Here is a 20,464-nt window from a genome sequence, read left to right as displayed (position 1 = left end):
CTCAACCCTTGGCGCAGGCGCATCCTGAATCAGCCATGGTGGAGACCGTGTGAACGGATGAAGCGCCGTGCAGGGGGCTACGCAAGGAGCCGCGCCATGACCCGCTTCATCGATGTTCACAGCCTGGTTCGCCTGGTGGATGAGACCGGCGTCCCGGAATTCCTCGTCACGCTGGCCGACGCGCTGCGCGACGACTTCCTGCGATGGCGCGAGTTCGACAAGAAGGCGCGCGTGGCCAGCCATTCGCACCTGGGCGTGATCGAGCTCATGCCCGTGGCCGACGACGGCGCCTATGCCTTCAAGTACGTCAACGGCCACCCGCACAACACGCAGGTCGGCCTGCCCACGGTCATGGCCTTCGGCGTGCTGGCCGAGGTCGACACGGGCTACCCCGTGCTGCTGTCCGAACTCACGCTCACCACCGCGCTGCGCACGGCCGCCACCTCGGCCATGGCCGCCAAGGCGCTGGCGCGGCCCGACGCGCGCAGCCTGGCGCTCATCGGCAACGGCTCGCAGAGCGAATTCCAGGCGCTGGCCTTCCATGCGCTGCTGGGCATCGAGCAGGTGCGCGTGTTCGACATCGACCCGCGCGCCACCGACAAGCTGGTGCGCCACCTCGCGGCCTGCACGCCGATGGAGATCGTGCGCGCCGACTCCACCGCCGAGGCGGTGCGCGGCGCCGACATCGTGACCACCATCACCGCCTACCAGGGCCACGCGACCGTGCTCACGCCCGACATGATCGAGCCCGGCATGCACATCAACGCCGTGGGCGGCGATTCGCCCGGCAAGACCGAGCTGCACCCCGACGTGCTGCGCGGCGCGCGCGTGTTCGTCGAGTACGAGCCGCAGACCCGCATCGAGGGCGAGATCCAGCAGCTGGCGCCCGACTTCCCGGTGCACGAGCTGTGGCGCGTGCTGCTGGGCGAAGTGCCGGGCCGCGAGCGGCCGGAGCAGGTGACGGTGTTCGACTCGGTCGGCTTCGCGCTGGAGGACTACACGGCGCTGCGCTGCATCCAGCAGCTGGCGCTGGAGCGCGGCGTGGGCCGGCAGATCGCGCTGGTGCCCGAGCTCGACGACCCGAAGGACCTGTTCGGCCTCACCGCCTCGGGGCGGCGCCGGGCGGTGCTGCGGCGTGCGGCATGATGGCAGGCCCTGTCGTCACGCCCTTCGCCGCTTCATGCTCACCATCTACAACGACCAGCACGCCCTGCACCAAGGCCAAGTCGAAATGTTCCGGGGCGAGCTGGTGCCCTGCTTCGAGGTGCCCGCCCGCGTCGACCATGTGAGGCACGAGCTCGAGCGGCGCGGCCTCGGTCCGCTGCAGGCGCCCGACGCGTTCGACGACGCGCTGCTGGCGAAGGTGCATGCGCCGCGTTACCTCGACTTCATCGCCCATGCCTGGGACGAGTGGGTGGCGCTCGATGCCGCCAACGCCACGCGCGACGCGCTGCCCTCGTACTGGCCCACGCGCGGCATGCGCACCGATGTGTTGCCGAAGAGCTTTCCCGCGCGCCTGGGCCTCTTTGCGTTCGACGCCGGCACGCCGCTGATGGCCGGCAGCTGGGCCGCCGCGCGCCACGGCGCGGCCTGCGCGTGGACCGCGACGCAGCGCGTTGTCGGCGGCGAGCGCAGTGCCTTCGCGCTCACGCGCCCGCCCGGCCACCACGCGGGCGCCGACTTCTTCGGCGGCTACTGCTTCGTCAACAACGCCGCCGTGGCCGCGCAGGCGCTGCGCGATGCGGGCGTCGAACGCGTGGCCGTGCTCGATGTCGACTACCACCACGGCAACGGCACGCAGGCGATCTTCTACGAACGCAGCGACGTGCACTTCGCCAGCCTGCACGGCGACCCGCTGACCGACTACCCGTACTACCTGGGCCATGCCGACGAGCGCGGCGCAGGCGTGGGCGAGGGCTTCAACCACAACCTGCCGCTGCCGCGCGGCACCGACTTCACGGCCTGGCGCACGGCGCTCAAGACGGCGCTCGACGGCATCGCAAAGGTCAAGGCCGGCGCGCTCGTGGTCTCGCTGGGCGTCGACACCTTCGAGGGCGACCCGATCTCGGGCTTCAAGCTGAAGAGCGACGACTACCTGCGCATGGGCGAAGACCTCGCGCGCGCGGGCTTGCCGACGGTGTTCGTGTTCGAGGGCGGCTATGCGGTCGCCGAGGTGGGTGTGAACGCGGTCAACGTTCTCGAAGGCTTCGCGCAAGCCGCGGGCTGAGCGGGCGAGTAGCCCCGGCGACAGCAGTCGGGTGAGCCCCGATTGCTGCACCGGGCGGGGCAGGGCCCAATGCGCGGCTCGATCCACGCTTCAGGAGCCTTCCGTCATGTTTCGCCGTTCCCTTCTCCGTGCCGCCACGCTGGCCGCCTGCGGCCTCGCCGCGCCGCTGGCGGTGCTTGCACAGGCCTTTCCCGCGAAGCCCATCAAGCTCGTGATCGCCTTTCCCGCGGGCGGCCCGACCGACATCACCATGCGCCAGCTGGCCGACAACGCCAGCAAGATCCTGGGCCAGCCCGTGATCATCGACAACAAGCCCGGCGCCGGCGGCACGCTGCCCGCGCAGGCGCTGCAGACCGCGCAGCCCGACGGCTACACCGTCGCGCAGATTCCGCTCGGTGTGTTCCGCCTGGGCTACACCACCAAGATCAACTGGGACCCGCTCAAGGACATCAGCTACGTGCTGAACGTCACCGGCTATGCCTTCGGCATCGTCGTGCCGGCCGACAGCCCGTTCAAGACCTGGGCCGACTTCGTCGCCTACGCCAAGGCCAACCCCGGCAAGCTCACCTACGGCTCGACCGGCAACCTGACCAGCCCGCACCTCACGACCGAGATCGTGGCGCAGAAGGCCGGCATCACGCTGCAGCACGTGCCCTACAAGGGCAGCGCCGACCTGATGCTGGCCGTGGTCAGCGGCCAGCTCATGGCGGCGGCCGACAGCACCGGCTTCGCGCCGCAGGTCGAGGCCGGCAAGCTGCGCGTGCTCAACACCTGGGGCGAGAAGCGCCTGGCCAAGTTCCCCGACGCGCCGACGCTGAAGGAGCTGGGCTACGACGTGGTGCAGAACTCGCCCTTCGGCATCGGCGCACCCAAGGGCACCCCGCCCGAGGTCGTGAAGAAGCTGCACGACGCCTTCAAGCAGGCGATGGAAGAGCCCAGCTACGTGGCCTCGCTCGGCCGCTACGACATGCTGCCCAACTACATGAGCTCGGCCACGTACACCAAGTTCGCGCAGGACACGGTGGTGCGCGAGAAGGTGATCATCGACAAGCTGGGGTTGGCGAAAGAGAAGTAAGCGCCCGCCGGAAAAGGGGAGGCGTTGCGACGCCTACCCCGATCCGCGACCGCTGTCCTGAACTCACCCCCTATATCCCTCCGTAATCTAGGCGTTAACCCTATGTAATCCCTTTGTCTTCCAGCGCAGGAAAACTCGGACCCAGTCTCGCGGCAACAAGGCCCGGACGTCCCAAAGTCGCGCCCGGTCTCGGCGCAGCGACATCCCCCTCCTGGAGTGACACCAATGAAAAAATCCCTGCTTGTTCTGGCTGCCATCGCAGCCTGCGGCGCCGCGTCGGCGCAATCGACCGTGACCCTGTTCGGCGTGGTCGATGCCGCCTACCGCAACGTAGCGAACAAGAGCGTTTCGACCACCCCCTTCGGCCCCGCCTACAGCGTGAAGGCCAGCCGCACCGAGCTGGCGAATTCGGGCCTGAGCTCGAGCCGCCTCGGCTTCCGCGGCGTGGAAGACCTGGGCGGCGGCCTGTCGGCCAGCTTCTGGCTCGAAGCCCCGATCACGAATGACGACGGCGCCACCGGCGTGTCGAACTTCACCCGCCGCTCGACCGTGAGCCTGGCAGGCAGCTTCGGCGAACTGCGCCTGGGCCGCGACAAGACCGCGACGGTGATGAACGAAGAGCAGTTCGACCCGTTCGGCGACACCGGCATCGGCGGCTCGCTGATCATCGACGCCAACGAAGCCAGCGTGCCGGGCAGCGGCTACGGCAGCAACGGCACCTACAAGCGCGCCAGCAACATGGTGCAGTACTTCCTGCCGCGCCTGGGCGGCTTCTACGGCAACGTGGCCTACGGCCTGGCCGAGCAGACGCGCCTGTCGCCCGACACCGCCGCCAGCACCAACACCGGTCGCCACATCGGCGGTCGCCTGGGCTACACGACGGGCCCGTTCGACATCGCCGCCAGCTACGCGCAGAACGACACCAGCTTCACGACCGGCAGCGGCGCCGCCGCCGTGGCACGCCCGGGCAAGGTCAAGACCTTCAATCTCGGCGCGACCTACGACTTCGGCGTGGCCAAGCTGTTCGGCGAAATCTCGCGTTCGAAGGACGAGCGCAACGCGCTGAACATCTTCACGCCCGGCCAGGACGTGGACCTCACCGGCTACCTGCTGGGCGTGACCGTGCCGGTCGGCCCGGGCGTGATCCGCGCGTCGTACTCGCAGGTCAAGTACGACTTCAACCGCGTGCCCGTGTTCGGCGTGAACAACGCCGATCCGAAGGCCAGCAAGCTCGCGCTGGGCTACGTGCACAACCTGTCCAAGCGCACCGCGCTGTACGGCACGGTCGCGCGCGTCAGCAACAAGAACGGCGCAGGGCTCACGGTGGGTGCAGGCCCGTCGTACGCCACGACGTTCAACCGCACCGCGCTGCAGGCCAAGAGCTCGATGGGCTACGAGTTCGGCATCCGCCACACGTTCTGATGTCCTGAAGGGTCGCGCATTGCGCGACCCTCACCCCTGCAAGTTTCTCCAAGGGTCGTTCAACCGGTCCATTCGGCCCGCCCTGCGCGGGCCTTTTTTTCGTGCGCGGCTCAGCGCGCCGACAGCACCGCCTGCGCGGCCTGCGCAAACCCCGCACCGCGCTCGCCCTGCGTCACATAGCGCGGCAGGTGCTCCAGTTGCGGCACGAAGCGCGCGACGTTCGCCACGCCGATGCTGTGCGCGAAGCTGCGGAACATCAGTTGGTCGTTGGTGGAATCGCCCACGTAGGCCCAGCGGTCCATCTCGTCGTCGAGCGTGCGGCCCCACAGCTCGCGCACGATCCAGCGCGCGCCTTCGAGCTTGTCGTTGTCGCCGTACCAGCCGTTGATGTGGATGCTGCTCACGGTCGCGTGCATGCCTTCGCTGCGCATCAGCGCGACGACGCGCGCGATGGTGTCGTCGCTCAGCGTCACGAACTCGCTGTGGTCGATGGCGATGTCGGTCTCGCGCCCCGGCGAGTCGGTGGCGCGGCCGGCGCCCGGAATCTCGCGCTCGATGCGCGCCAGCACGGCTTGCATGCGCGCGAAGTTGGTGGCGCGCGTGGCGGCGTCCTGCTGGTAGCGCTTCTCGACACCGCCGCCCGTCGCTGGGCGCAGCGCCACCGCGCCGTTCTCGGCCACGATGGCATCGACCGGCCAGCTGTTCACGAAAGGCAGGCTCCAGCCCACGGGCCGGCCGGTGATGGCAACCACCGCCAGGCCGGCGGCCTTCAGGTCGGCCAGCGCCTTCAGCGCGTCGGGCGTGATCGCGCCGTCGGTGGTGAGCGTGTCGTCGATGTCGGTGAACACGCCGACCAGCGCGGCGCGCGCGTCGGCGGGCCAGCGCGCGAGCGGCAGCAGGTGGTGGGGCGAGGCGGGCAGGGGAGGCGAAGACATGGACAGGATTCTCGAAAGGGCCCGTGATCGTACCGGCGCTTTCGTGTAGCATCCCGCCCCCGCCGCGCTTTCGGGCCGGCGCGGCGCTTCTCACCATGCCTCACATCCTCGTCGACAACCTCCGCAAGACCTACCGCGTGTCCGAGCGCGACCCCGGTCTGCGCGGTGCGCTGCGCGGCCTGCTGCAGCGCCGTCACCGCACGGTGGAGGCGCTGTCGGGCGTGTCGTTCGCGCTGGAGCGCGGCGAGCTGCTGGGCTTCATCGGGCCGAACGGCGCGGGCAAGTCGACCACCATCAAGATCCTCTCGGGCATTCTGCGGCCCGACGGCGGGCGCGTGGAAGTCGACGGCCGCGACCCCTTTGCCGACCGCGAACGGCACGTGGGGCGCATCGGCGTGGTCTTCGGCCAGCGCACGCAGCTGTGGTGGGACCTGCCCGTGGGCGACGGCTTCGACCTGCTGCGCGACATCTACCGCGTCGATCCGCAACGCTACCGCCGCACGCGCGACGAGCTGGTCGCGCTGCTGCACCTGGAGCGCGTGCTCGACCAGCCGGTGCGCCAGCTGTCGCTGGGCCAGCGCATGCGCGCGGAGATCGCGGCGGCGCTGCTGCACGAGCCCGACATCCTGTTCCTCGACGAGCCGACCATCGGCCTCGACGCGCCCTCCAAGCTCGCCGTGCGCGACTTCGTGCGCCGCGCCAACCGCGAGCGCGGCACCACCGTGCTGCTGACCACGCACGACATGCACGACATCGAGGCCCTGGCCCAGCGCGTGATCGTCATCGGCCACGGCCGCGTGCTGGCCGACAGCCCGGTCGAGGCACTGCGCGCGCAGGTGATGGCCGAGCGCCGGCTGGTGGTCGACTTCGCGCAAGACGCCACGCTGCCCGCGCAGGTCGACGGCGCCACCGTGCATTCGCGCGACGGCCAGACGCTGGTGCTCGACTTCGACCCCAAGCAGACCCCCGCGCCCGCGCTCATCGCCCGCATCGCCGGCGCGCACGCCGTGGAAGACATCCGCCTCGAAGGCCTCGCGATCGAAGCCGTGATCGCGCGCTTCTACGCCATGCACGGAGCGGCCGAGGCGTGAGGCCGGCCATGGGCCCGCGCGACCTCGCCCGGCCGTATGTCGCGGCGTTCGTCTCGCGCTTCCTGCAGATGCTGCAGTACCGCACCGCGGCGCTCGCAGGCTTTGCCACGCAGTGCTGGTGGGGCGGCATCAAGGTGATGGTGTTCGCCGCGTTCTACAGCGGCAGCGCCATCGCAGGCGCGGCCTCGTCGATGTCGCTGGCCCAGGCCATCACCTACACCTGGCTCGCGCAGGGCCTGTTGGTGCTCATGCCCTGGCTCGGCGATCCCGAAGTGGCACAGGCCGCGCGCACCGGCGCGGTCGCCTACGACCGGCTGCGCCCGGTGGACGCCTACGCGCTGTGGTTCGCGCGCACCGCCGGCTGGATCGCCGCGCGCCTGCTGCCGCGCGTGGCACTGATGGCGGCCTTCGCGGCGGTCGCATTGCCGCTGGTGGGGCTCGGCGACTGGGCCTGGCAACTGCCCGCGAACGCGCTGGCCGGCGCGGCGTTCCTGCTGTCGGTGGTGCTGGGCCTGTTGCTCTCGACTGCGATGGTGATGCTGCTCAACGTGGCGACCACGGCGGCGCTCAACGAGCGCGGCATCCAGGCCGTGGCGACGCCCGTGGTCATCGTGTTCTCGGGCAACCTGCTGCCGCTGGCGCTGCTGCCCGACGCCTGGCAGACCGCGCTGCTGGTGCAGCCGCTGGCGGGGCTGTTCGACATTCCGGCGCGGCTGTACTTCGGGCAGCTGAGCGGCTGGCATGCGCTGGCCGCGCTGGGGCTGCAGTGCTTCTGGATCGTCGCGCTGGTCGCGTTCGGGCGGATGGCGATGGGGCGCACGATGCGCAGTCTGCAGGTGCAAGGTGGCTAGGGTGACGGACGCGCGCAGGGAGCCACTCCCGCCCTCGGAGGCAGCGCTGTCGTATGGTGGCGGGTGCGACAACCCCGCCCCTGCCATGCGCCCCGTCATTCCCGTTGAAGCCGATGCGCCGACGCCTCTCGCCGTGCGGGCCGTGACCTGCGCGATTGACCAGATCGCCGTGGCCGATCTGCCGCGCAGCGCGAGTTCCCCGCTCTTCGAACGCCTTCGCCGCTCCGTGCGCGGGGTGACCCTTCGCACGCCGCCTTCGAACGAGGCCGCGCGCTGGCACACGCACACGATCGGCGGCGTCGCGCGGCGCTTTGCGCAGCCCCTCACGTTCACGCCGTACGCCTCCGTGAAGCCTTGTTCGGCACGTTGCGGCTTTTGCTCGGAAAACCTGCGCAAGACCGACGGCGGAACCTCGGCGTCCCGACTGCGTCCGGCGCCCGACTACTTCGACGGCCTGTCTCGCGCGCTGCGCGCCTTGCGCGGCGTGCCGTTGTCGTGGTCGCTCTCGGGCCTGGAAACGAGCGACGACGCCGACTGGATGCTCCGGCTGCTGCACACGCTGGCCGCGGGCGAAAGCGAGGGCCCGGTGGTCGAGGACCGTGTGCTCTATACCAACGGCGCAGGCTTTGCCGGACCGCAGGGCGAGGTGCTGCGGCGCGCGCTGCAACGCTTCGGAATGAGCTGGCTGGAGCTGTCCCGCCATCACCACGACGGCGCGGTCAACCAGGCCATCATGCGGTTCCGGCCCGAGGTGGCCATCGGCGACCCCGTCGTGTTCGAGCGCACCGCGCGCCAGCTCGCCGATGCGGTGGCGCTGCGGCTCGTGTGCATCCTCCAGCGCGGCGGCGTCGCGCAGCCGACCGACGTGGCCGCGTACCTCGCGTGGGCACGGCAATGCGGCGCCGGCACCGTCGTCTTCCGGGAGTTCTCGCGGCTCGACGACGGCTATCGCGACAACGCCACCGCGCGCTATCTGCGCACGCAGCGGGTCTCGATGGACGCGCTGCTGACGGCCTGCCTCGACGCTCCCGACATCTCGCGCGGGTGGACCCTCGAAAGCCTCACCGAGGGCTACTACTTCTGGAACCTGCGCCTGCGCACCGACAGCGGCCTGACGGTCGTCTTCGAAAGCGCCGACTACGGCGCCATGCGCGCGCGCCACGCGACCGGCGATGTCTACAAGCTCGTCTACTTTGCCGACGGACAGCTGTGCGCCGGCTGGGAGCCGGGGCACGACGTGCTGCTCGACACGCGCACCGCGAAGGCCTGTCCATGAGCAGTCACAGCTGGCTGATGCTCGACCATGAATCGCCGCGCTACCGGCTGCCGGACGACCTGCGCACGCGGGACCCGATGGGCGGGCGCGATTGCGGATGGCTCGAGCAGATGCTGCCCTTCGTGCGCCGGTTCTCGCAACCGGGCGACACGGTGTTCGATCCGTTCGCCGGCTTCGGCACGACGCTGCTCGCGGCGCGCCTCGAGCAGCGCCAGGCGCTGGGCTGCGAAGTCGATGCCAACCGCATCGACCTCGTTCGCGAGCGGCTGTCACGCCACGGCCTCGCACACGGCACGACGCTCCTGCACGCCTCGTGCGATGCGCTCGAAGACGCCGCGCTCCCGCCCTTCGACCTGTGCCTGACGAACGTGCCCTACTTCGGTTGCCGCTGGACCGGTGCGCAGGAAACCTCCCAGCTTTACGGCAGCCCGAGCTACGCGCAGCACCTCGACGGCCTGCGCAACGTCTTCCACCGCGTCCGTGCCGGATTGCGCGAGGGCGGTGCCTGCATCGCGATGGTGGAAAACCTCCGGATCGGCGATCGCGTGCTGCCGCTGGCCTTCGATCTCGCGCGCATCCTGGGTTCGCTCTTCACGATGGAGGAGGAGCGCGTGCTGGTCTATCCGCACGACGCGGCAGACAGCGACACCGATGCCCGCACCGACCGGCGTCACGAACACGCGCTGGTCTTTCGCAAGCAGCGCGAGCGCATCGACCTGTCGGCCACGGCCGCGCTGCTCGATGCCATGCGCGCCGCAGGACTCGCCTTCACGCTGTTCGGCAGTTTCGCGCGCTGGCAGCAGGACCCGCAAGGCACTGCGCCCGCAGACGCCGACATCCGCGTCGACGCCGACCCGCAGCGCCTGGACGCCCTGCTGCGATGGCTGCAAGGGCAGGGCTTCTCGGTGACGAGCTGGGGCGACCCGGTCACCGTGCCCCTTCACCTCGACAGCTACCGCGGCCGCTTCTACTTCCGAGCCGACCGCATCGATGCCCGCGGCGCATTGATCAGGCTCGACATCTGCTACGAGCAATGAGTGGCATGACGCAATCCGCACAGCGGTGGACCGACCCGCACCACGACCGCGCTCGGTGTGCGCAGGACACCGGATGCTTCCCACAGCGAAATCAAGGAAGAGGGCGAAGCCCGAGGGACATTCGCGGAGGGAAGTACCCGGTGGCCTGTGCACGCGCCCTGAACAGCGGCGGGGGCCATTGAAGATGGGCGCCCTCCCTCTTTTCTTCCGCCTCATGGCCGCCTCCATCAGCGGCCAGGCCAGGTACCCCGCGTCCGCGCTGCTGCTGACCCTCGGCCAGTTCCTGGGCACAGGCATCGAGGTGGTCGCCGTCTGGGCGCTGTTCCATCGCTTCGGCGAGGTGCAGGGCTGGGGCATCGGCGAGGTCGCGTTGTTCTATGGCCTCGTGAACTGCATGTTCGCCCTCGCCGACGCACTGGGCCGCGGCTTCGACGTGCTGGGCACCGAGTTCCTGCGCACCGGCACCTTCGACCGGCTGCTGCTGCGCCCGCGCCCGCTCGCGCTGCAGCTCATGGGCCACGACGTGCGCATCAGCCGCCTCGGCCGTCTGCTGCAGGGCCTGCTCGTGCTGGCCTTTGCGACCGTGCAGGCCGACATCGCATGGACCCCCAGCGCCGTGGCAATCGCAACGTTCGCCCTGGCCGGCGGCATCGCGCTGTTCCTCGGCATCCTCGTGCTGCAGGGCACGCTGTCGTTCTGGACCGTCGAAAGCCTGGAAATCGCCAACGTGCTCACCTATGGCGGCGTGCAGGCGGCGCAGTACCCGCTGGCGCTCTATGCGCAGTGGTTTCGCCGCGTGCTGACCTTCATCGTGCCGCTGGCCTGCGTGGCGTACTACCCGGTGCTGGCGATCCTGGGCAAGCCCGATCCGCTGGGCGCGCCGGCCTGGGTGGGGTGGGTGTCGCCGCTCGCGGGCTTCGTGTTCCTCGCGGCGGCGTTCGGTGCGTGGCGCATCGGGCTGCGCCACTACACCTCGTCGGGCAGCTGACGCGCCCGACGGTCATCCGATCGATCGATCAGCCCGCGCTCTGCAGCGCCAGCCCCGCGTGCTCGCGCAGCGGATGGAAGTGGATCTTCGGAAAACGCTCCTGCGCCAGCCGCACGTCGTACGGCGAGGTGCACAAAAAGGCCAGCGTGTCGGCCGCATCCTTGGCCATGCGCACCGGGTACGCGTGGACGAACTCGCGCAGCTCGGCCGGGGTGTCGGCCGTGATCCAGCGCGCGCCCGTGTACTGGCAGCCTTCGAGCCGCACGTCGGCGTCGTACTCGGCCTTCAGGCGGTGCTGCACCACTTCGAACTGCAGCTGGCCGACCGCGCCCAGCAGCATCGGGCCGCCGACCTCGGGGCGGAAGACCTGGATCGCGCCTTCCTCGCCCAACTGGGCCAGGCCCTGCTGCAGCTGCTTGGTGCGCAGCGGGTTCTTCAGGATGACGGTCATGAACAGCTCGGGCGCGAAGAAGGGCAGTCCGGTGAACTGCAGGTTCGCGCCGTCGGTGATGGTGTCGCCCAGCTGCACGCCGCCGTGCGTGGTGAAGCCCACGATGTCGCCGGCGTAGGCCTCTTCCACCGCCTCGCGGCGCTGGCTCATGAAGGTCACGACGCTGGTGGGACGCAACTCCTTCGCGGTGCGCTGCACCTTCAGCTTCATGCCCGGCGTGTACTTGCCCGAGGCCATGCGCACGAAGGCGATGCGGTCGCGGTGGTTGGCGTCCATGTTGGCCTGCACCTTGAAGACCACGCCCGCGAAGTCCTTGTCCTCGGGCTGGATCTCTTTCACCACCGGCTGGCGGTTGACCAGCGTGGTGCTGGTGCGCGACTGCGGCGAGGGGGCCAGGTCGACCAGCGCGTCGAGCACTTCCATCACGCCGAAGTTGTTCACGCCCGAGCCGAAGAACACCGGCGTCTGCTTGCCGGCCAGGAAGGCCTCGCGGTCCCAGGTGGGGGAGGCGCCGGTGGCCAGTTCCATGCTTTCCATGGCGTGCTCGAAGTCGGCGCCGAAGCGCTTGACGAGCGTGTCGCGCTCGCTCAGCGGGATGGTCTCGAAGTCGTGCGGCAGCCGCTCGCTGCCCGACTCGAACACCGTCATCGCCTGCGTGCGCAGGTTCATGATGCCGCGGAAGCTCTTGCCCTGGCCCACGGGCCAGGTCATGGGCACGCAGGGCATGCCGAGTTCGCGCTCCACCTCGTCCAGGATGTCCAGCGGCTCGCGCACTTCACGGTCCATCTTGTTGACGAAGGTGATGATGGGCGTGTCGCGCTGGCGGCAGACCTCGATCAGCCGGCGCGTCTGCGCTTCCACGCCGTTGGCCGCATCGATCACCATCAGCGCCGAGTCGACGGCGGTGAGCACGCGGTAGGTGTCTTCCGAGAAGTCCTTGTGGCCGGGCGTGTCGAGCAGGTTGATCACGTGCTCGCGGTACACCATCTGCATCACCGACGAGGCCACCGAGATGCCGCGCTGCTTCTCGATTTCCATCCAGTCGGAGGTGGCGTGGCGCGAGGCCTTGCGGGCCTTCACCGAGCCGGCGATCTGGATCGCGCCCGAGAACAGCAGCAGTTTTTCGGTCAGCGTGGTCTTGCCGGCGTCAGGGTGGGAAATGATCGCGAAGGTGCGACGGCGGCGGGTTTCGGCGAGAAAAGACAAGGTGGGCAATCTGCAGGGGAATCCCCCGATTTTAGGAGGCCGCCCCGCCAAGCCCCTGAACCCCTCGCCGATGGGCCTAAAACGCCTCCGTCACCCCGTACGCCCGCATCTGCGCCTCGACCTGCGCCGCGTCCTGGCTCAGCACCACGAGGTCGTGCGCCTTGCCCTCGCGGTCCTTCACGTGGCGCCTGAGCAGGGCCTCGGGCCGGAAGCCCAGGGCCTGGAAGACGGCGATGGCGCCGCGCTGGTCGACGGTCATCTGGGCGACGATCTTTTCCTGCCCGTGCGCGAAGGCCAGCGCGCAGCCCTCCTGCGCCAGCTGCTGGCCCAGGCCGCCGCCGCGCAGCGTGGGCGACACCAGCACGCGCAACTCGGCGACGTGGCCCGACCACGAGTGCGGGTCGCGGATGACGGCGGCGCAGCCCAGCACGGCGCCGTCGCGCACGGCGAGCACGCTGTCGATGTCGCCGCGCTCGATGGCGCGGACCCAGGCGGCCATCACCTTGGGCTCGGTGATGTCGCGCGGCAAAAAGAGCAGGTCGTGCGCCGGCAGCGCTTGCGCGAAGGCCAGCACGGCGGGCGCGTCGGCGCCGGTCATCAGGCGCAGGGCGATGTCGCCGTCCGCGTGGGAAACGGTGCGCGGGTAGGTGCGGGAAGAAGATGCGGTCATGAGCGTAGGGGGAAGGTTGTGTTCGTCAGGTGGAGCGCACGCCCAGCCATTCGTCGAGCTTGGGCCACAGCCGCCGCACGGCGTTGGTGCCGGCCGCCAGGCTCACGTGGCCGCCCTTGAGCACCACCTCTTCCTTGTCGGTGGAGCCGATGCCGGCGATCAGCGGCTGGCCCGCCTCGTAGGGCACGATGTGGTCGTGCTGCGCCAGCGCGTGCAGCACCGGCACGGTGATGTTCTTCAGCAGCACCGGGCGCCCGCCGAGCACCAGCTCGCCCTTGTGGAGCTTGTTGTCCCACATGAGCTCCTTCACGGTCTGGCGGAAGTACTCGCCGGCCAGCGGCAGCATCTCGGCGCCCCAGCGGTCGAACATGCGGTACGACTTGACGAACTCGTCGTTGGCCATGTTGTCCCACAGCTGCACCAGCCCGGCGCCGCGCCCGGCGGGGCGCAGCATGTCGAAGGAGGCGAACAGCATCTCGGGCGGCACGTTGCCCACGGTGTCGATCAGGCGGTCGACGTCGAAGTAACGCCGGTCGGACCACGCATGAAAGAGCTTCATGCGGCTGAAGTCGATCGGCGTGGTGAAGAGCGCCAGGTTCTTCATCGGCCCGCCGGGGTGCAGCGCCGCGTACAGCGTGGAGAGCACGCCGCCCATGCAGTAGCCGGCGATGGTCACGTCTTCCTCGCCCGAGTCTTCCTGCACGCGGCGGATCGAATCGGGGATGAAGTCGAGCACGTAGTCCTCGATGCGCAGGCGCTTCTCGTCGGGGCGCGGCGCGTTCCAGTCCATCACGTAGACGTCGTAGCCCTTGAGCAGCAGGTACTCGACCATGCTCTGGCCCGGCGCGAGGTCGAAGATGTAGGCGCGGTTGGTGGTGGCCATCACCATCAGCACCGGCACGCGGTAGATCTCGTCGACCATCGGGCGGTAGTGGTACAGGCTCAGCGTGCCGCGCCGGTGGATCTCGTCCTTGGGCGTGAGGCCGACGGCGGGCGCGGTCGACGTGAGGAAGTCCAGCCCCTTGATGTTGCGCTGGATGGTGCGCTCGATCTCGCCGCGGATGTCGGGCAGCTGGAAGGTGTCGGGCGGCGCGCTCATGGGCGGCGCTTTCCGGCGGGGCGTTTCTTGGGGGCGGCGGTCTTGGCGGCCGGTGCAGTCGCAGCCGTCGCTGCGGGCGGCTGCTTGGTGCGACGTGGCCGGGGCGGTGCGGTGGCCGCATCGGCGGTCCGCGCGGTGGGTCTGGCCCCGCCTTCCAGCGCGCGGCGGATGCCCGCCAGGTGGTCGTCGATGCGGTGCAGCTGCTCGCCCAGCGCCTGCAGGTCGGCGCGCGTGGGCAGGTTCAGCAGCGTGAGGTAGCGCGCCATCAGGTCGCCCACCGCCTTCTGCGCAGTGAGCGAGGCGTTCATGCCGCCATGCATGCCCTGTCGGAACGGGTCCGAGGCCATGGCTTCGTTGGCGAATTCGTTGGTGCTTTTTTCCCACTGGGCCGTGAGCTCGCGCCACAGGGCCATGGGATCGAGGGACGGAAACTGGCTCATGAAAAACACCTCCGTCTGGGTTCGTTGTCGTGTCTCTTTTTTCTTTTCAGTGATCGTCGCGCCGCGCCGCCCGTGCGGTGTGCGCGGCGATGGCCTCGATGATCTGCGGCCACATCGCGATCGGCAGCGCGTGGCCCATGCGCGGAATGCGCAGCAGCGTCGCGCCGGGAATGGCCTCGGCCACGTCGATGCCGCAGGCTACGGGCACCAGCGGATCGACGTCGCCGTGGATCACCAGCGTGGGCACCTGCACCGCGCGCAATGCCGGCTTGCGGTTGCCCGATGCGAACACGGCCGCCAGCTGCCGCGCCACGCCGCCCGGGTTGAGGCCGCGCAGGAAGGCCAGCTGCGCGCGCTCGGCGTCGCGCGCCTCGTCGAGCGGAAAGGCGTCGGGCCCGCGCAGCACGCGCCACAGCTTGGCGTGGTGCGGCAGGTAGGCCTCGAAGCTCGTCGGCGCGGGCGCGAACAGCACCGCCAGCGCCTCGGGCGTGGGCGGCGGCAGGGCCGGGTCGCCGGTGCTCGACATGATGCTGGTGAGCGAACGCATCCGCCCCGGGTGATGGATGGCCATCTCCTGCCCGATGGCGCCGCCCATCGACGCGCCTACGACGTGGGCGCGCGCGATGCCCAGCGCGTCGAGCAGGCCGGCGCAGTCGTCGGCCATGTCGCGCAGCGTGTAGGGCACCTGCAGCGGGCGCCCGGCCATGGCCTGCAGCATCAGCGCCTGGATGTCGGGCACGCCGGCGTGCGGCAGGTGGGTGGAGTGGCCGATGTCGCGGTTGTCGAAGCGGATCACATGGTGGCCGCCGGCCTGCGCCAGGGCGGCGCAGAACGCGTCGTCCCACGCGACCATCTGGGCGCCGAGGCCCATGACCAGCAACAGCGGCGGCGCCTCGGGGTCGCCGAAGCTGTCCCAGGCCAGTTCGATGCCGTTGGCGCGGGTGCGCCGTTCGGTGCGGGGCGCGACGGCGGTCATGCGGGCCTTTCTTTTCTTCCTGTTACTTGCGCTGCAGCAGCTTCGTGACCTCGTCCACGTTGGCCTGGATGCGCTGGCGCACCACGTCGAACGCATCGGCCTGCGACTTGGCGGCCAGGGTGGCCAGTTCCTTGATGTCGTCGACGGCGCGCTGGAACGACTGGCGGCCCAGCTCGTCGAGCTTGGCCAGGTTTTCCTTCGGGTCCTTGCCCGGCATCGCCTTGGCGGCGGTCTGCCATTCAGCGATGGCCGTCTTGATCATCTCGGTCTGTCGCTGCACCACGGTCTGCAGGCCCTGGTAGGACTTTTCATTGGCCTGCATCAGCGCCTGCAGGTCCTTGCGGCCGCTGTCGAGCAGCTTGCCGGCGCCGCCGGTCAGGTTCAGGTTCTGCAGGCGCTCGGCCATGCCCTTGAGGTTCTTCATCGGATCGAGCATGTCCGCGGCGGACGGCGCCGCCTGCTTCGCGCCGGCGCTGCTGGCGGTGGTTTTTTTCGCGGCGGCTTTCTTGGCAGTGGCCATGGTGCGGAATCTCCTGTGTCGGGTGATGAAAACAATCGAACGGGTGGATGCAGGCAGCGGCCGGGCGGCCGGGGCCCGCCGCCACGATACGCCGGGCCGGCGCGGCTCAGGGCGCTCCAAGCGCGGATTTGCCTGCGGAGTTTCCCGGGGTGGCCCGCGCCGCACGGCCCGGCCTGGCGGGCGCCCGCGCTTTCCGTGATGTGGGATGCCCCGGTCGATTGGCGGGCCGGGCGGCCGCGACTACAATCCGGCGCTCCGAGGAGCGTTGCAGCGCCGTCAGGCGTGAGGCTCGGACCACATCGCAACCACGCTCACCCGCTGTTCTCGCGGTGAGTCTTTCTTCCCCGTACGCAGTGGCATCTTTCAAACCAGTTTTGGAGTTCACATGAGCGCTGTACTCAAGCCCACCCCCGTCTCGACCGCCGACCAGGCGATTGCCGACCTGTCCCTTGCCGCCTGGGGCCGCAAGGAAATCAAGATCGCCGAAACCGAGATGCCCGGCCTGATGGCCATCCGTGAAGAGTTCTCGAAGGGCCAGGCCCTGAAGGGCGCGCGCATCACGGGCTCGCTGCACATGACCATCCAGACGGCCGTGCTGATCGAGACGCTGCAAGCCCTGGGCGCCGAAGTGCGCTGGGCCTCGTGCAACATCTTCTCGACGCAGGACCACGCCGCCGCCGCCATCGCCGCCGCCGGCACGCCGGTGTTCGCCATCAAGGGCGAGTCGCTGAAGGACTACTGGGACTACACCCACGCCATCTTCGACTTCGGTCCCAAGGGCTCGAAGGGCGAAGGCCCGAACATGATCCTGGACGACGGCGGCGACGCCACGCTGCTCATGCACCTGGGCCAGCGCGCCGAAAAAGACCTGGGCGTGCTCGCCAACCCGACCAGCGAAGAAGAACGCATTCTGTACGCCGCCATCAAGGCCAAGCTGGCCGTGGACGACACCTGGTACACCCGCAAGTCGGCCGAGATCATCGGCGTGACCGAAGAGACGACCACCGGCGTGCACCGCCTGAACGAGATGAGCGCCAAGGGCACGCTGCTGTTCCGCGCCATCAACGTGAACGACTCGGTCACCAAGAGCAAGTTCGACAACCTGTACGGCTGCCGCGAATCGCTGGTGGACGGCATCAAGCGCGCGACTGACGTGATGATCGCCGGCAAGGTCGCTTGCGTGGCCGGCTACGGCGACGTGGGCAAGGGCTCGGCCCAGGCGCTGCGCGCCCTGAGCGCCCAGGTGTGGGTCACCGAAATCGACCCCATCAACGCTCTGCAGGCCGCGATGGAAGGCTACAAGGTCGTGACCATGGAGTACGCCGCCGACAAGGCCGACATCTTCGTGACCACCACCGGCAACAAGGACGTCATCACGCACGACACCATGGTCAAGATGAAGGACCAGGCCATCGTCTGCAACATCGGCCACTTCGACAACGAGATCGACGTCGCGTCGATCGAGAAGTACGAGTGGGAAGAGATCAAGCCGCAGGTGGACCACATCACCTTCCCGGACGGCAAGAAGATCATCCTGCTGGCCAAGGGCCGCCTCGTGAACCTGGGCTGCGGCACGGGCCACCCGAGCTTCGTGATGTCGTCGTCGTTCGCCAACCAGACCATCGCCCAGATCGAGCTGTTCACCAAGCCCGACGCCTACCAGGCCGGCAAGGTCTACGTGCTGCCCAAGCACCTGGACGAGAAGGTCGCGCGCCTGCACCTGAAGAAGGTCGGCGCCATGCTCACCGAGCTGACCGACTCGCAAGCCGCCTACATCGGCGTGGACAAGAACGGCCCTTACAAGCCGGACACCTACCGCTATTGATCCGCGTGCGCGCCGATCAACTGTTGGTGGAGCGCGGCCTGGCCGCGTCGCGTTCGCAGGCGGTCCGGCTCATCGCCGGCGGCATGCGCTGGCGTGACGCGGGCACGGGCGACGCGTGGCGCAACGTCGCCAAGAACAAGGACGAAGTGCCCGAGTCGGCCGAGCTCGAGCTCGCCGACGCCGCCGAGGCACGCTACGTGTCGCGCGGCGGCCTCAAGCTCGAAGGTGCGCTGAAGACCAGCGGCGTGGACCCGACGGGCAAGCTGTGCCTGGACGTCGGCCAGTCGACCGGTGGCTTCACCGACTGCCTGCTGCAGCATGGCGCCGCCAAGGTGGTGGGCGTCGATGTGGGCCACGGGCAGCTGCATGCGCGCATGCGCGAGGACGAACGCGTGGTCGCCATCGAAGGCGTCAATGCGCGGGCGTTGTCGCCGGCCGACCTGCAGGTGGACGATGGCGAGGACGACGAGGTGGGCGAGGCGCTCGAAGTCGTCGAAGCCCCGGCCGAGCCGCGCTTCGACCTCATCGTCGGCGACCTGTCCTTCATCTCGCTCACGCTGGTGCTGCCGGCCGTGGTGCAGTTCCTGGCCGACGACGGCCAGTTGCTGATGCTGGTCAAGCCGCAGTTCGAGCTGCAGCCCGGCCAGGTCGGCAAGGGCGGCATCGTGCGTGACGAGGCGATGTACGCTGTGGTCGAGAAGCGCCTGCACGACGCCTGCGCGGCGCTCGAGCTGAAGGTGCTGCGCTGGTTCGACAGCCCGATCGCCGGGGGCGACGGCAACCGCGAGTTTTTCATTCACGCCGTTCGTGCTGCTGCCAAGGCGGGCGACGGTTCCTAAGGAGACGCAGGTGCGCCTTCCGCTGAGTTTCGAATTCTTCCCGACCAAGACGCCCGAAGGCGCGGTCAAGCTGCGCGCCGTGCGCCAGCAGCTGTATGCGCGCAAGCCGCAGTTCTGCTCCGTCACCTACGGCGCGGGCGGCTCCACGCACCAGGGCACCTTCGGTGCGGTGCAGGAGATCCTGGCCGAAGGCGTGGACGCCGCCAGCCACTTCTCGTGCATCGGCGCCACGCGCGCCACGGTGCGTGAGCAGCTGGCCGAGCTGAAGGCCATGGGCGTGAAGCGCCTGGTCGCGCTGCGCGGCGACCTGCCCAGCGGCTACGGCATCGGTGGCGAGTTCCAGTACGCGAGCGACCTCGTCGCCTTCATCCGCGAGGAGACCGGCCGCGACTTCCACATCGAGGTGGCCTGCTACCCCGAAGTGCATCCGCAGGCGCGCTCGCCCGAAGCCGACCTGCAGGCCTTCGCGACCAAGATGAAGGCCGGCGCCGACTCGGCCATCACGCAGTATTTCTTCAGCCCCGAGGCCTACTTCCGCTTCGTCGACGACGCGCGCAAGCTGGGGCTCGACACGCCGATCGTGCCGGGCATCATGCCCATCACGAGCTCGACGCAGCTCATGCGTTTCTCGGACGCCTGCGGCGCCGAGATTCCGCGCTGGATCCGCCTGCGCCTGCAGGGCTTCGGCGACGACACGGCCTCCATCAAGGCCTTCGGCCTGGACGTGGTGACCGACCTGTGCGCGCGCCTGCAAGCGGGCGGCGCACCCGCGATCCACTTCTACACGATGAACCAGTCGGCGGCCACGCTGGCGATTCTGGAGCGCCTGGATTGAGAGGGCTGCGCGCGGTCGCCGTCGCGGTCTCCTGCGTGCTCGCAGGGTGCACCATGCCGCCTGCCACGCAGGAGAAAGACGCGGACACCACCGCCGCGCCGGCGGCGTCCGGCAAGCGGCTGCAGCCGCTGGGACGCGGCCTGGCCGTGCCGCCCGGTGCCGCGCCGCGCTCGGCCGTGCCGTCGGTGCGCTACGACCTCGCGGTGTCGGGCACCGGCGAGTCGCTGGACGACGGCGTGCCCGGCGATGAGCCGCGCGAGATCTTCGAGCGTGGTGGCGCGTCGTGGTACGGCATCCAGTTCCACCAGCGCAAGACCGCCAACGGTGAGCGCTTCGACATGGGCGCCATGACGGCGGCCCACAAGACGCTGCCCTTCAACACGCGCGTGTGCGTGCGCAGCCTGGTCAACGGCAGCGAGGTGCTGGTGCGCGTCAACGACCGCGGGCCCTTCACGCCGGGCCGCATCATCGACCTGAGCCGCGCCGCGGCCGACCGCATCGGTCTCACGAGCATGGGCATCAAGCAGGTGGCGCTGTCGGTCATCGACCGCGAGGGCATGCGCTGCGGCGGCCAGGCCGTGGCGGCGGAAGATCTGCAGCCCGCGCTGTTGCCCGAGGCGCCGACCTCGCGCGTTCGTGCGCCGGCCCCTGCGCGCAAGCGGGTGATCGTGCCGCCGCGCAAGCGCCGCTGAGCGGCCGGC

The 20,464-nt window shown here is 69.5% G+C and carries 20 protein-coding genes and 1 riboswitch; of the genes, 13 read left to right on the top strand and 7 right to left on the bottom strand.

Annotated features, from left to right (window positions below):
• The first annotated feature begins 96 nt into the window (after positions 1–96).
• The 4 genes from ocd to AC07Y4_RS00265 all read left to right on the top strand — a co-directional run bounded on the left by ocd (position 97) and on the right by AC07Y4_RS00265 (position 4,724).
• Positions 97–1,146, top strand: a complete 1,050-nt coding sequence (ocd, locus tag AC07Y4_RS00280) for an ornithine cyclodeaminase (RefSeq protein ID WP_062477364.1) — start codon at positions 97–99, stop codon at positions 1,144–1,146.
• Between the two features lie 34 nt (positions 1,147–1,180).
• On the top strand, positions 1,181–2,227 hold the full coding sequence (locus AC07Y4_RS00275; protein ID WP_487850280.1) for a histone deacetylase family protein: 1,047 nt from the start codon (positions 1,181–1,183) through the stop codon (positions 2,225–2,227).
• A 106-nt stretch (positions 2,228–2,333) separates the two neighbouring features.
• The gene (locus tag AC07Y4_RS00270; RefSeq protein ID WP_095947927.1) at positions 2,334–3,302 is read left to right on the top strand and encodes a Bug family tripartite tricarboxylate transporter substrate binding protein; all 969 of its coding nucleotides are present in this window, start codon (positions 2,334–2,336) and stop codon (positions 3,300–3,302) included.
• Between the two features lie 225 nt (positions 3,303–3,527).
• Complete coding sequence (locus AC07Y4_RS00265; RefSeq protein WP_487850279.1) at positions 3,528–4,724, top strand: porin; 1,197 nt, start codon at positions 3,528–3,530, stop codon at positions 4,722–4,724.
• 110 nt (positions 4,725–4,834) lie between these two features.
• Here AC07Y4_RS00265 and AC07Y4_RS00260 read toward each other — a convergent pair whose 3' ends face one another.
• Complete coding sequence (locus tag AC07Y4_RS00260) at positions 4,835–5,659, bottom strand: HAD-IIB family hydrolase (protein WP_487850278.1); 825 nt, start codon at positions 5,657–5,659, stop codon at positions 4,835–4,837.
• A gap of 95 nt (positions 5,660–5,754) precedes the next feature.
• Between AC07Y4_RS00260 and AC07Y4_RS00255 the strand changes: the two genes are divergently transcribed.
• The 5 genes from AC07Y4_RS00255 to AC07Y4_RS00235 all read left to right on the top strand — a co-directional run bounded on the left by AC07Y4_RS00255 (position 5,755) and on the right by AC07Y4_RS00235 (position 10,902).
• Complete coding sequence (locus tag AC07Y4_RS00255; protein WP_487850277.1) at positions 5,755–6,750, top strand: ABC transporter ATP-binding protein; 996 nt, start codon at positions 5,755–5,757, stop codon at positions 6,748–6,750.
• 8 nt (positions 6,751–6,758) lie between these two features.
• A complete protein-coding gene (locus AC07Y4_RS00250; protein WP_369630239.1) occupies positions 6,759–7,601 on the top strand; it encodes an ABC transporter permease in 843 nt (280 codons plus the stop codon).
• A gap of 85 nt (positions 7,602–7,686) precedes the next feature.
• Entirely contained in the window at positions 7,687–8,877 is a 1,191-nt protein-coding gene (locus tag AC07Y4_RS00245; RefSeq protein WP_487850276.1) for a hypothetical protein, read from the top strand.
• On the top strand, positions 8,874–9,914 hold the full coding sequence (locus AC07Y4_RS00240; protein ID WP_487850275.1) for a DNA methyltransferase: 1,041 nt from the start codon (positions 8,874–8,876) through the stop codon (positions 9,912–9,914). Before AC07Y4_RS00245 ends, AC07Y4_RS00240 begins: the two co-directional genes overlap by 4 nt.
• A gap of 184 nt (positions 9,915–10,098) precedes the next feature.
• Positions 10,099–10,902 carry an ABC transporter permease gene (locus AC07Y4_RS00235; RefSeq protein ID WP_487850274.1) on the top strand — a complete coding sequence of 268 codons (804 nt, stop codon included), beginning with the start codon at positions 10,099–10,101 and terminating at the stop codon, positions 10,900–10,902.
• Positions 10,903–10,930: 28 nt separating this feature from the next.
• Here the strand turns inward: AC07Y4_RS00235 and AC07Y4_RS00230 are convergent, their stop codons facing one another.
• The 6 genes from AC07Y4_RS00230 to phaP form a co-directional block, all read right to left on the bottom strand.
• On the bottom strand, positions 10,931–12,559 hold the full coding sequence (locus AC07Y4_RS00230) for a peptide chain release factor 3 (protein WP_062482912.1): 1,629 nt from the start codon (positions 12,557–12,559) through the stop codon (positions 10,931–10,933).
• A gap of 76 nt (positions 12,560–12,635) precedes the next feature.
• The gene (locus AC07Y4_RS00225; RefSeq protein ID WP_487850273.1) at positions 12,636–13,229 is read right to left on the bottom strand and encodes a GNAT family N-acetyltransferase; all 594 of its coding nucleotides are present in this window, start codon (positions 13,227–13,229) and stop codon (positions 12,636–12,638) included.
• Between the two features lie 25 nt (positions 13,230–13,254).
• The gene (locus AC07Y4_RS00220; protein WP_307584315.1) at positions 13,255–14,328 is read right to left on the bottom strand and encodes an alpha/beta fold hydrolase; all 1,074 of its coding nucleotides are present in this window, start codon (positions 14,326–14,328) and stop codon (positions 13,255–13,257) included.
• Positions 14,325–14,768: a hypothetical protein gene (locus AC07Y4_RS00215; protein ID WP_487850272.1), complete on the bottom strand. Its 444-nt coding sequence runs from the start codon at positions 14,766–14,768 to the stop codon at positions 14,325–14,327. Before AC07Y4_RS00215 ends, AC07Y4_RS00220 begins: the two co-directional genes overlap by 4 nt.
• A 46-nt stretch (positions 14,769–14,814) precedes the next feature.
• The gene (locus AC07Y4_RS00210) at positions 14,815–15,744 is read right to left on the bottom strand and encodes an alpha/beta fold hydrolase (RefSeq protein ID WP_095947938.1); all 930 of its coding nucleotides are present in this window, start codon (positions 15,742–15,744) and stop codon (positions 14,815–14,817) included.
• Positions 15,745–15,766: 22 nt separating this feature from the next.
• A complete protein-coding gene (gene phaP / locus AC07Y4_RS00205) occupies positions 15,767–16,264 on the bottom strand; it encodes a TIGR01841 family phasin (RefSeq protein ID WP_062482351.1) in 498 nt (165 codons plus the stop codon).
• 251 nt (positions 16,265–16,515) lie between these two features.
• A riboswitch (S-adenosyl-L-homocysteine riboswitch) is annotated at positions 16,516–16,584 on the top strand.
• 65 nt (positions 16,585–16,649) lie between these two features.
• On the opposite strand from phaP, the gene ahcY reads away from it, so the two are divergent.
• From ahcY to AC07Y4_RS00185, 4 genes are read left to right on the top strand one after another with little or no spacing between them, the layout of a single operon-like run.
• Positions 16,650–18,089 carry an adenosylhomocysteinase gene (gene ahcY / locus AC07Y4_RS00200; RefSeq protein WP_062482353.1) on the top strand — a complete coding sequence of 480 codons (1,440 nt, stop codon included), beginning with the start codon at positions 16,650–16,652 and terminating at the stop codon, positions 18,087–18,089.
• Between the two features lie 5 nt (positions 18,090–18,094).
• Positions 18,095–18,928, top strand: a complete 834-nt coding sequence (locus tag AC07Y4_RS00195) for a TlyA family RNA methyltransferase (protein WP_487850271.1) — start codon at positions 18,095–18,097, stop codon at positions 18,926–18,928.
• A 10-nt stretch (positions 18,929–18,938) separates the two neighbouring features.
• Complete coding sequence (metF, locus tag AC07Y4_RS00190) at positions 18,939–19,763, top strand: methylenetetrahydrofolate reductase [NAD(P)H] (RefSeq protein WP_062482359.1); 825 nt, start codon at positions 18,939–18,941, stop codon at positions 19,761–19,763.
• Positions 19,764–19,816: 53 nt separating this feature from the next.
• Positions 19,817–20,455 (top strand): septal ring lytic transglycosylase RlpA family protein, encoded by a 639-nt coding sequence (locus AC07Y4_RS00185; RefSeq protein WP_307584318.1) that lies wholly within the window; start codon positions 19,817–19,819, stop codon positions 20,453–20,455.
• Positions 20,456–20,464 lie beyond the last annotated feature (9 nt).

The organism is Variovorax sp. GW460-12-1-14-LB1, assembly GCF_059423605.1.
Note: the sequence above shows the minus strand (reverse complement) of the source record. Positions and strands in the feature narration are given on the sequence as shown.

Coding starts and splice junctions, on each gene's coding strand:
- ocd (WP_062477364.1), top strand. CDS start 97: ATGACCCGCTTCATCGATGTTCACAGCCTGGTTCGCCTGGTGGATGAG.
- AC07Y4_RS00275 (WP_487850280.1), top strand. CDS start 1,181: ATGCTCACCATCTACAACGACCAGCACGCCCTGCACCAAGGCCAAGTC.
- AC07Y4_RS00270 (WP_095947927.1), top strand. CDS start 2,334: ATGTTTCGCCGTTCCCTTCTCCGTGCCGCCACGCTGGCCGCCTGCGGC.
- AC07Y4_RS00265 (WP_487850279.1), top strand. CDS start 3,528: ATGAAAAAATCCCTGCTTGTTCTGGCTGCCATCGCAGCCTGCGGCGCC.
- AC07Y4_RS00260 (WP_487850278.1), bottom strand. CDS start 5,659: ATGTCTTCGCCTCCCCTGCCCGCCTCGCCCCACCACCTGCTGCCGCTC.
- AC07Y4_RS00255 (WP_487850277.1), top strand. CDS start 5,755: ATGCCTCACATCCTCGTCGACAACCTCCGCAAGACCTACCGCGTGTCC.
- AC07Y4_RS00250 (WP_369630239.1), top strand. CDS start 6,759: ATGGGCCCGCGCGACCTCGCCCGGCCGTATGTCGCGGCGTTCGTCTCG.
- AC07Y4_RS00245 (WP_487850276.1), top strand. CDS start 7,687: ATGCGCCCCGTCATTCCCGTTGAAGCCGATGCGCCGACGCCTCTCGCC.
- AC07Y4_RS00240 (WP_487850275.1), top strand. CDS start 8,874: ATGAGCAGTCACAGCTGGCTGATGCTCGACCATGAATCGCCGCGCTAC.
- AC07Y4_RS00235 (WP_487850274.1), top strand. CDS start 10,099: ATGGGCGCCCTCCCTCTTTTCTTCCGCCTCATGGCCGCCTCCATCAGC.
- AC07Y4_RS00225 (WP_487850273.1), bottom strand. CDS start 13,229: ATGACCGCATCTTCTTCCCGCACCTACCCGCGCACCGTTTCCCACGCG.
- AC07Y4_RS00220 (WP_307584315.1), bottom strand. CDS start 14,328: ATGAGCGCGCCGCCCGACACCTTCCAGCTGCCCGACATCCGCGGCGAG.
- AC07Y4_RS00215 (WP_487850272.1), bottom strand. CDS start 14,768: ATGAGCCAGTTTCCGTCCCTCGATCCCATGGCCCTGTGGCGCGAGCTC.
- AC07Y4_RS00210 (WP_095947938.1), bottom strand. CDS start 15,744: ATGACCGCCGTCGCGCCCCGCACCGAACGGCGCACCCGCGCCAACGGC.
- phaP (WP_062482351.1), bottom strand. CDS start 16,264: ATGGCCACTGCCAAGAAAGCCGCCGCGAAAAAAACCACCGCCAGCAGC.
- ahcY (WP_062482353.1), top strand. CDS start 16,650: ATGAGCGCTGTACTCAAGCCCACCCCCGTCTCGACCGCCGACCAGGCG.
- AC07Y4_RS00185 (WP_307584318.1), top strand. CDS start 19,817: ATGCCGCCTGCCACGCAGGAGAAAGACGCGGACACCACCGCCGCGCCG.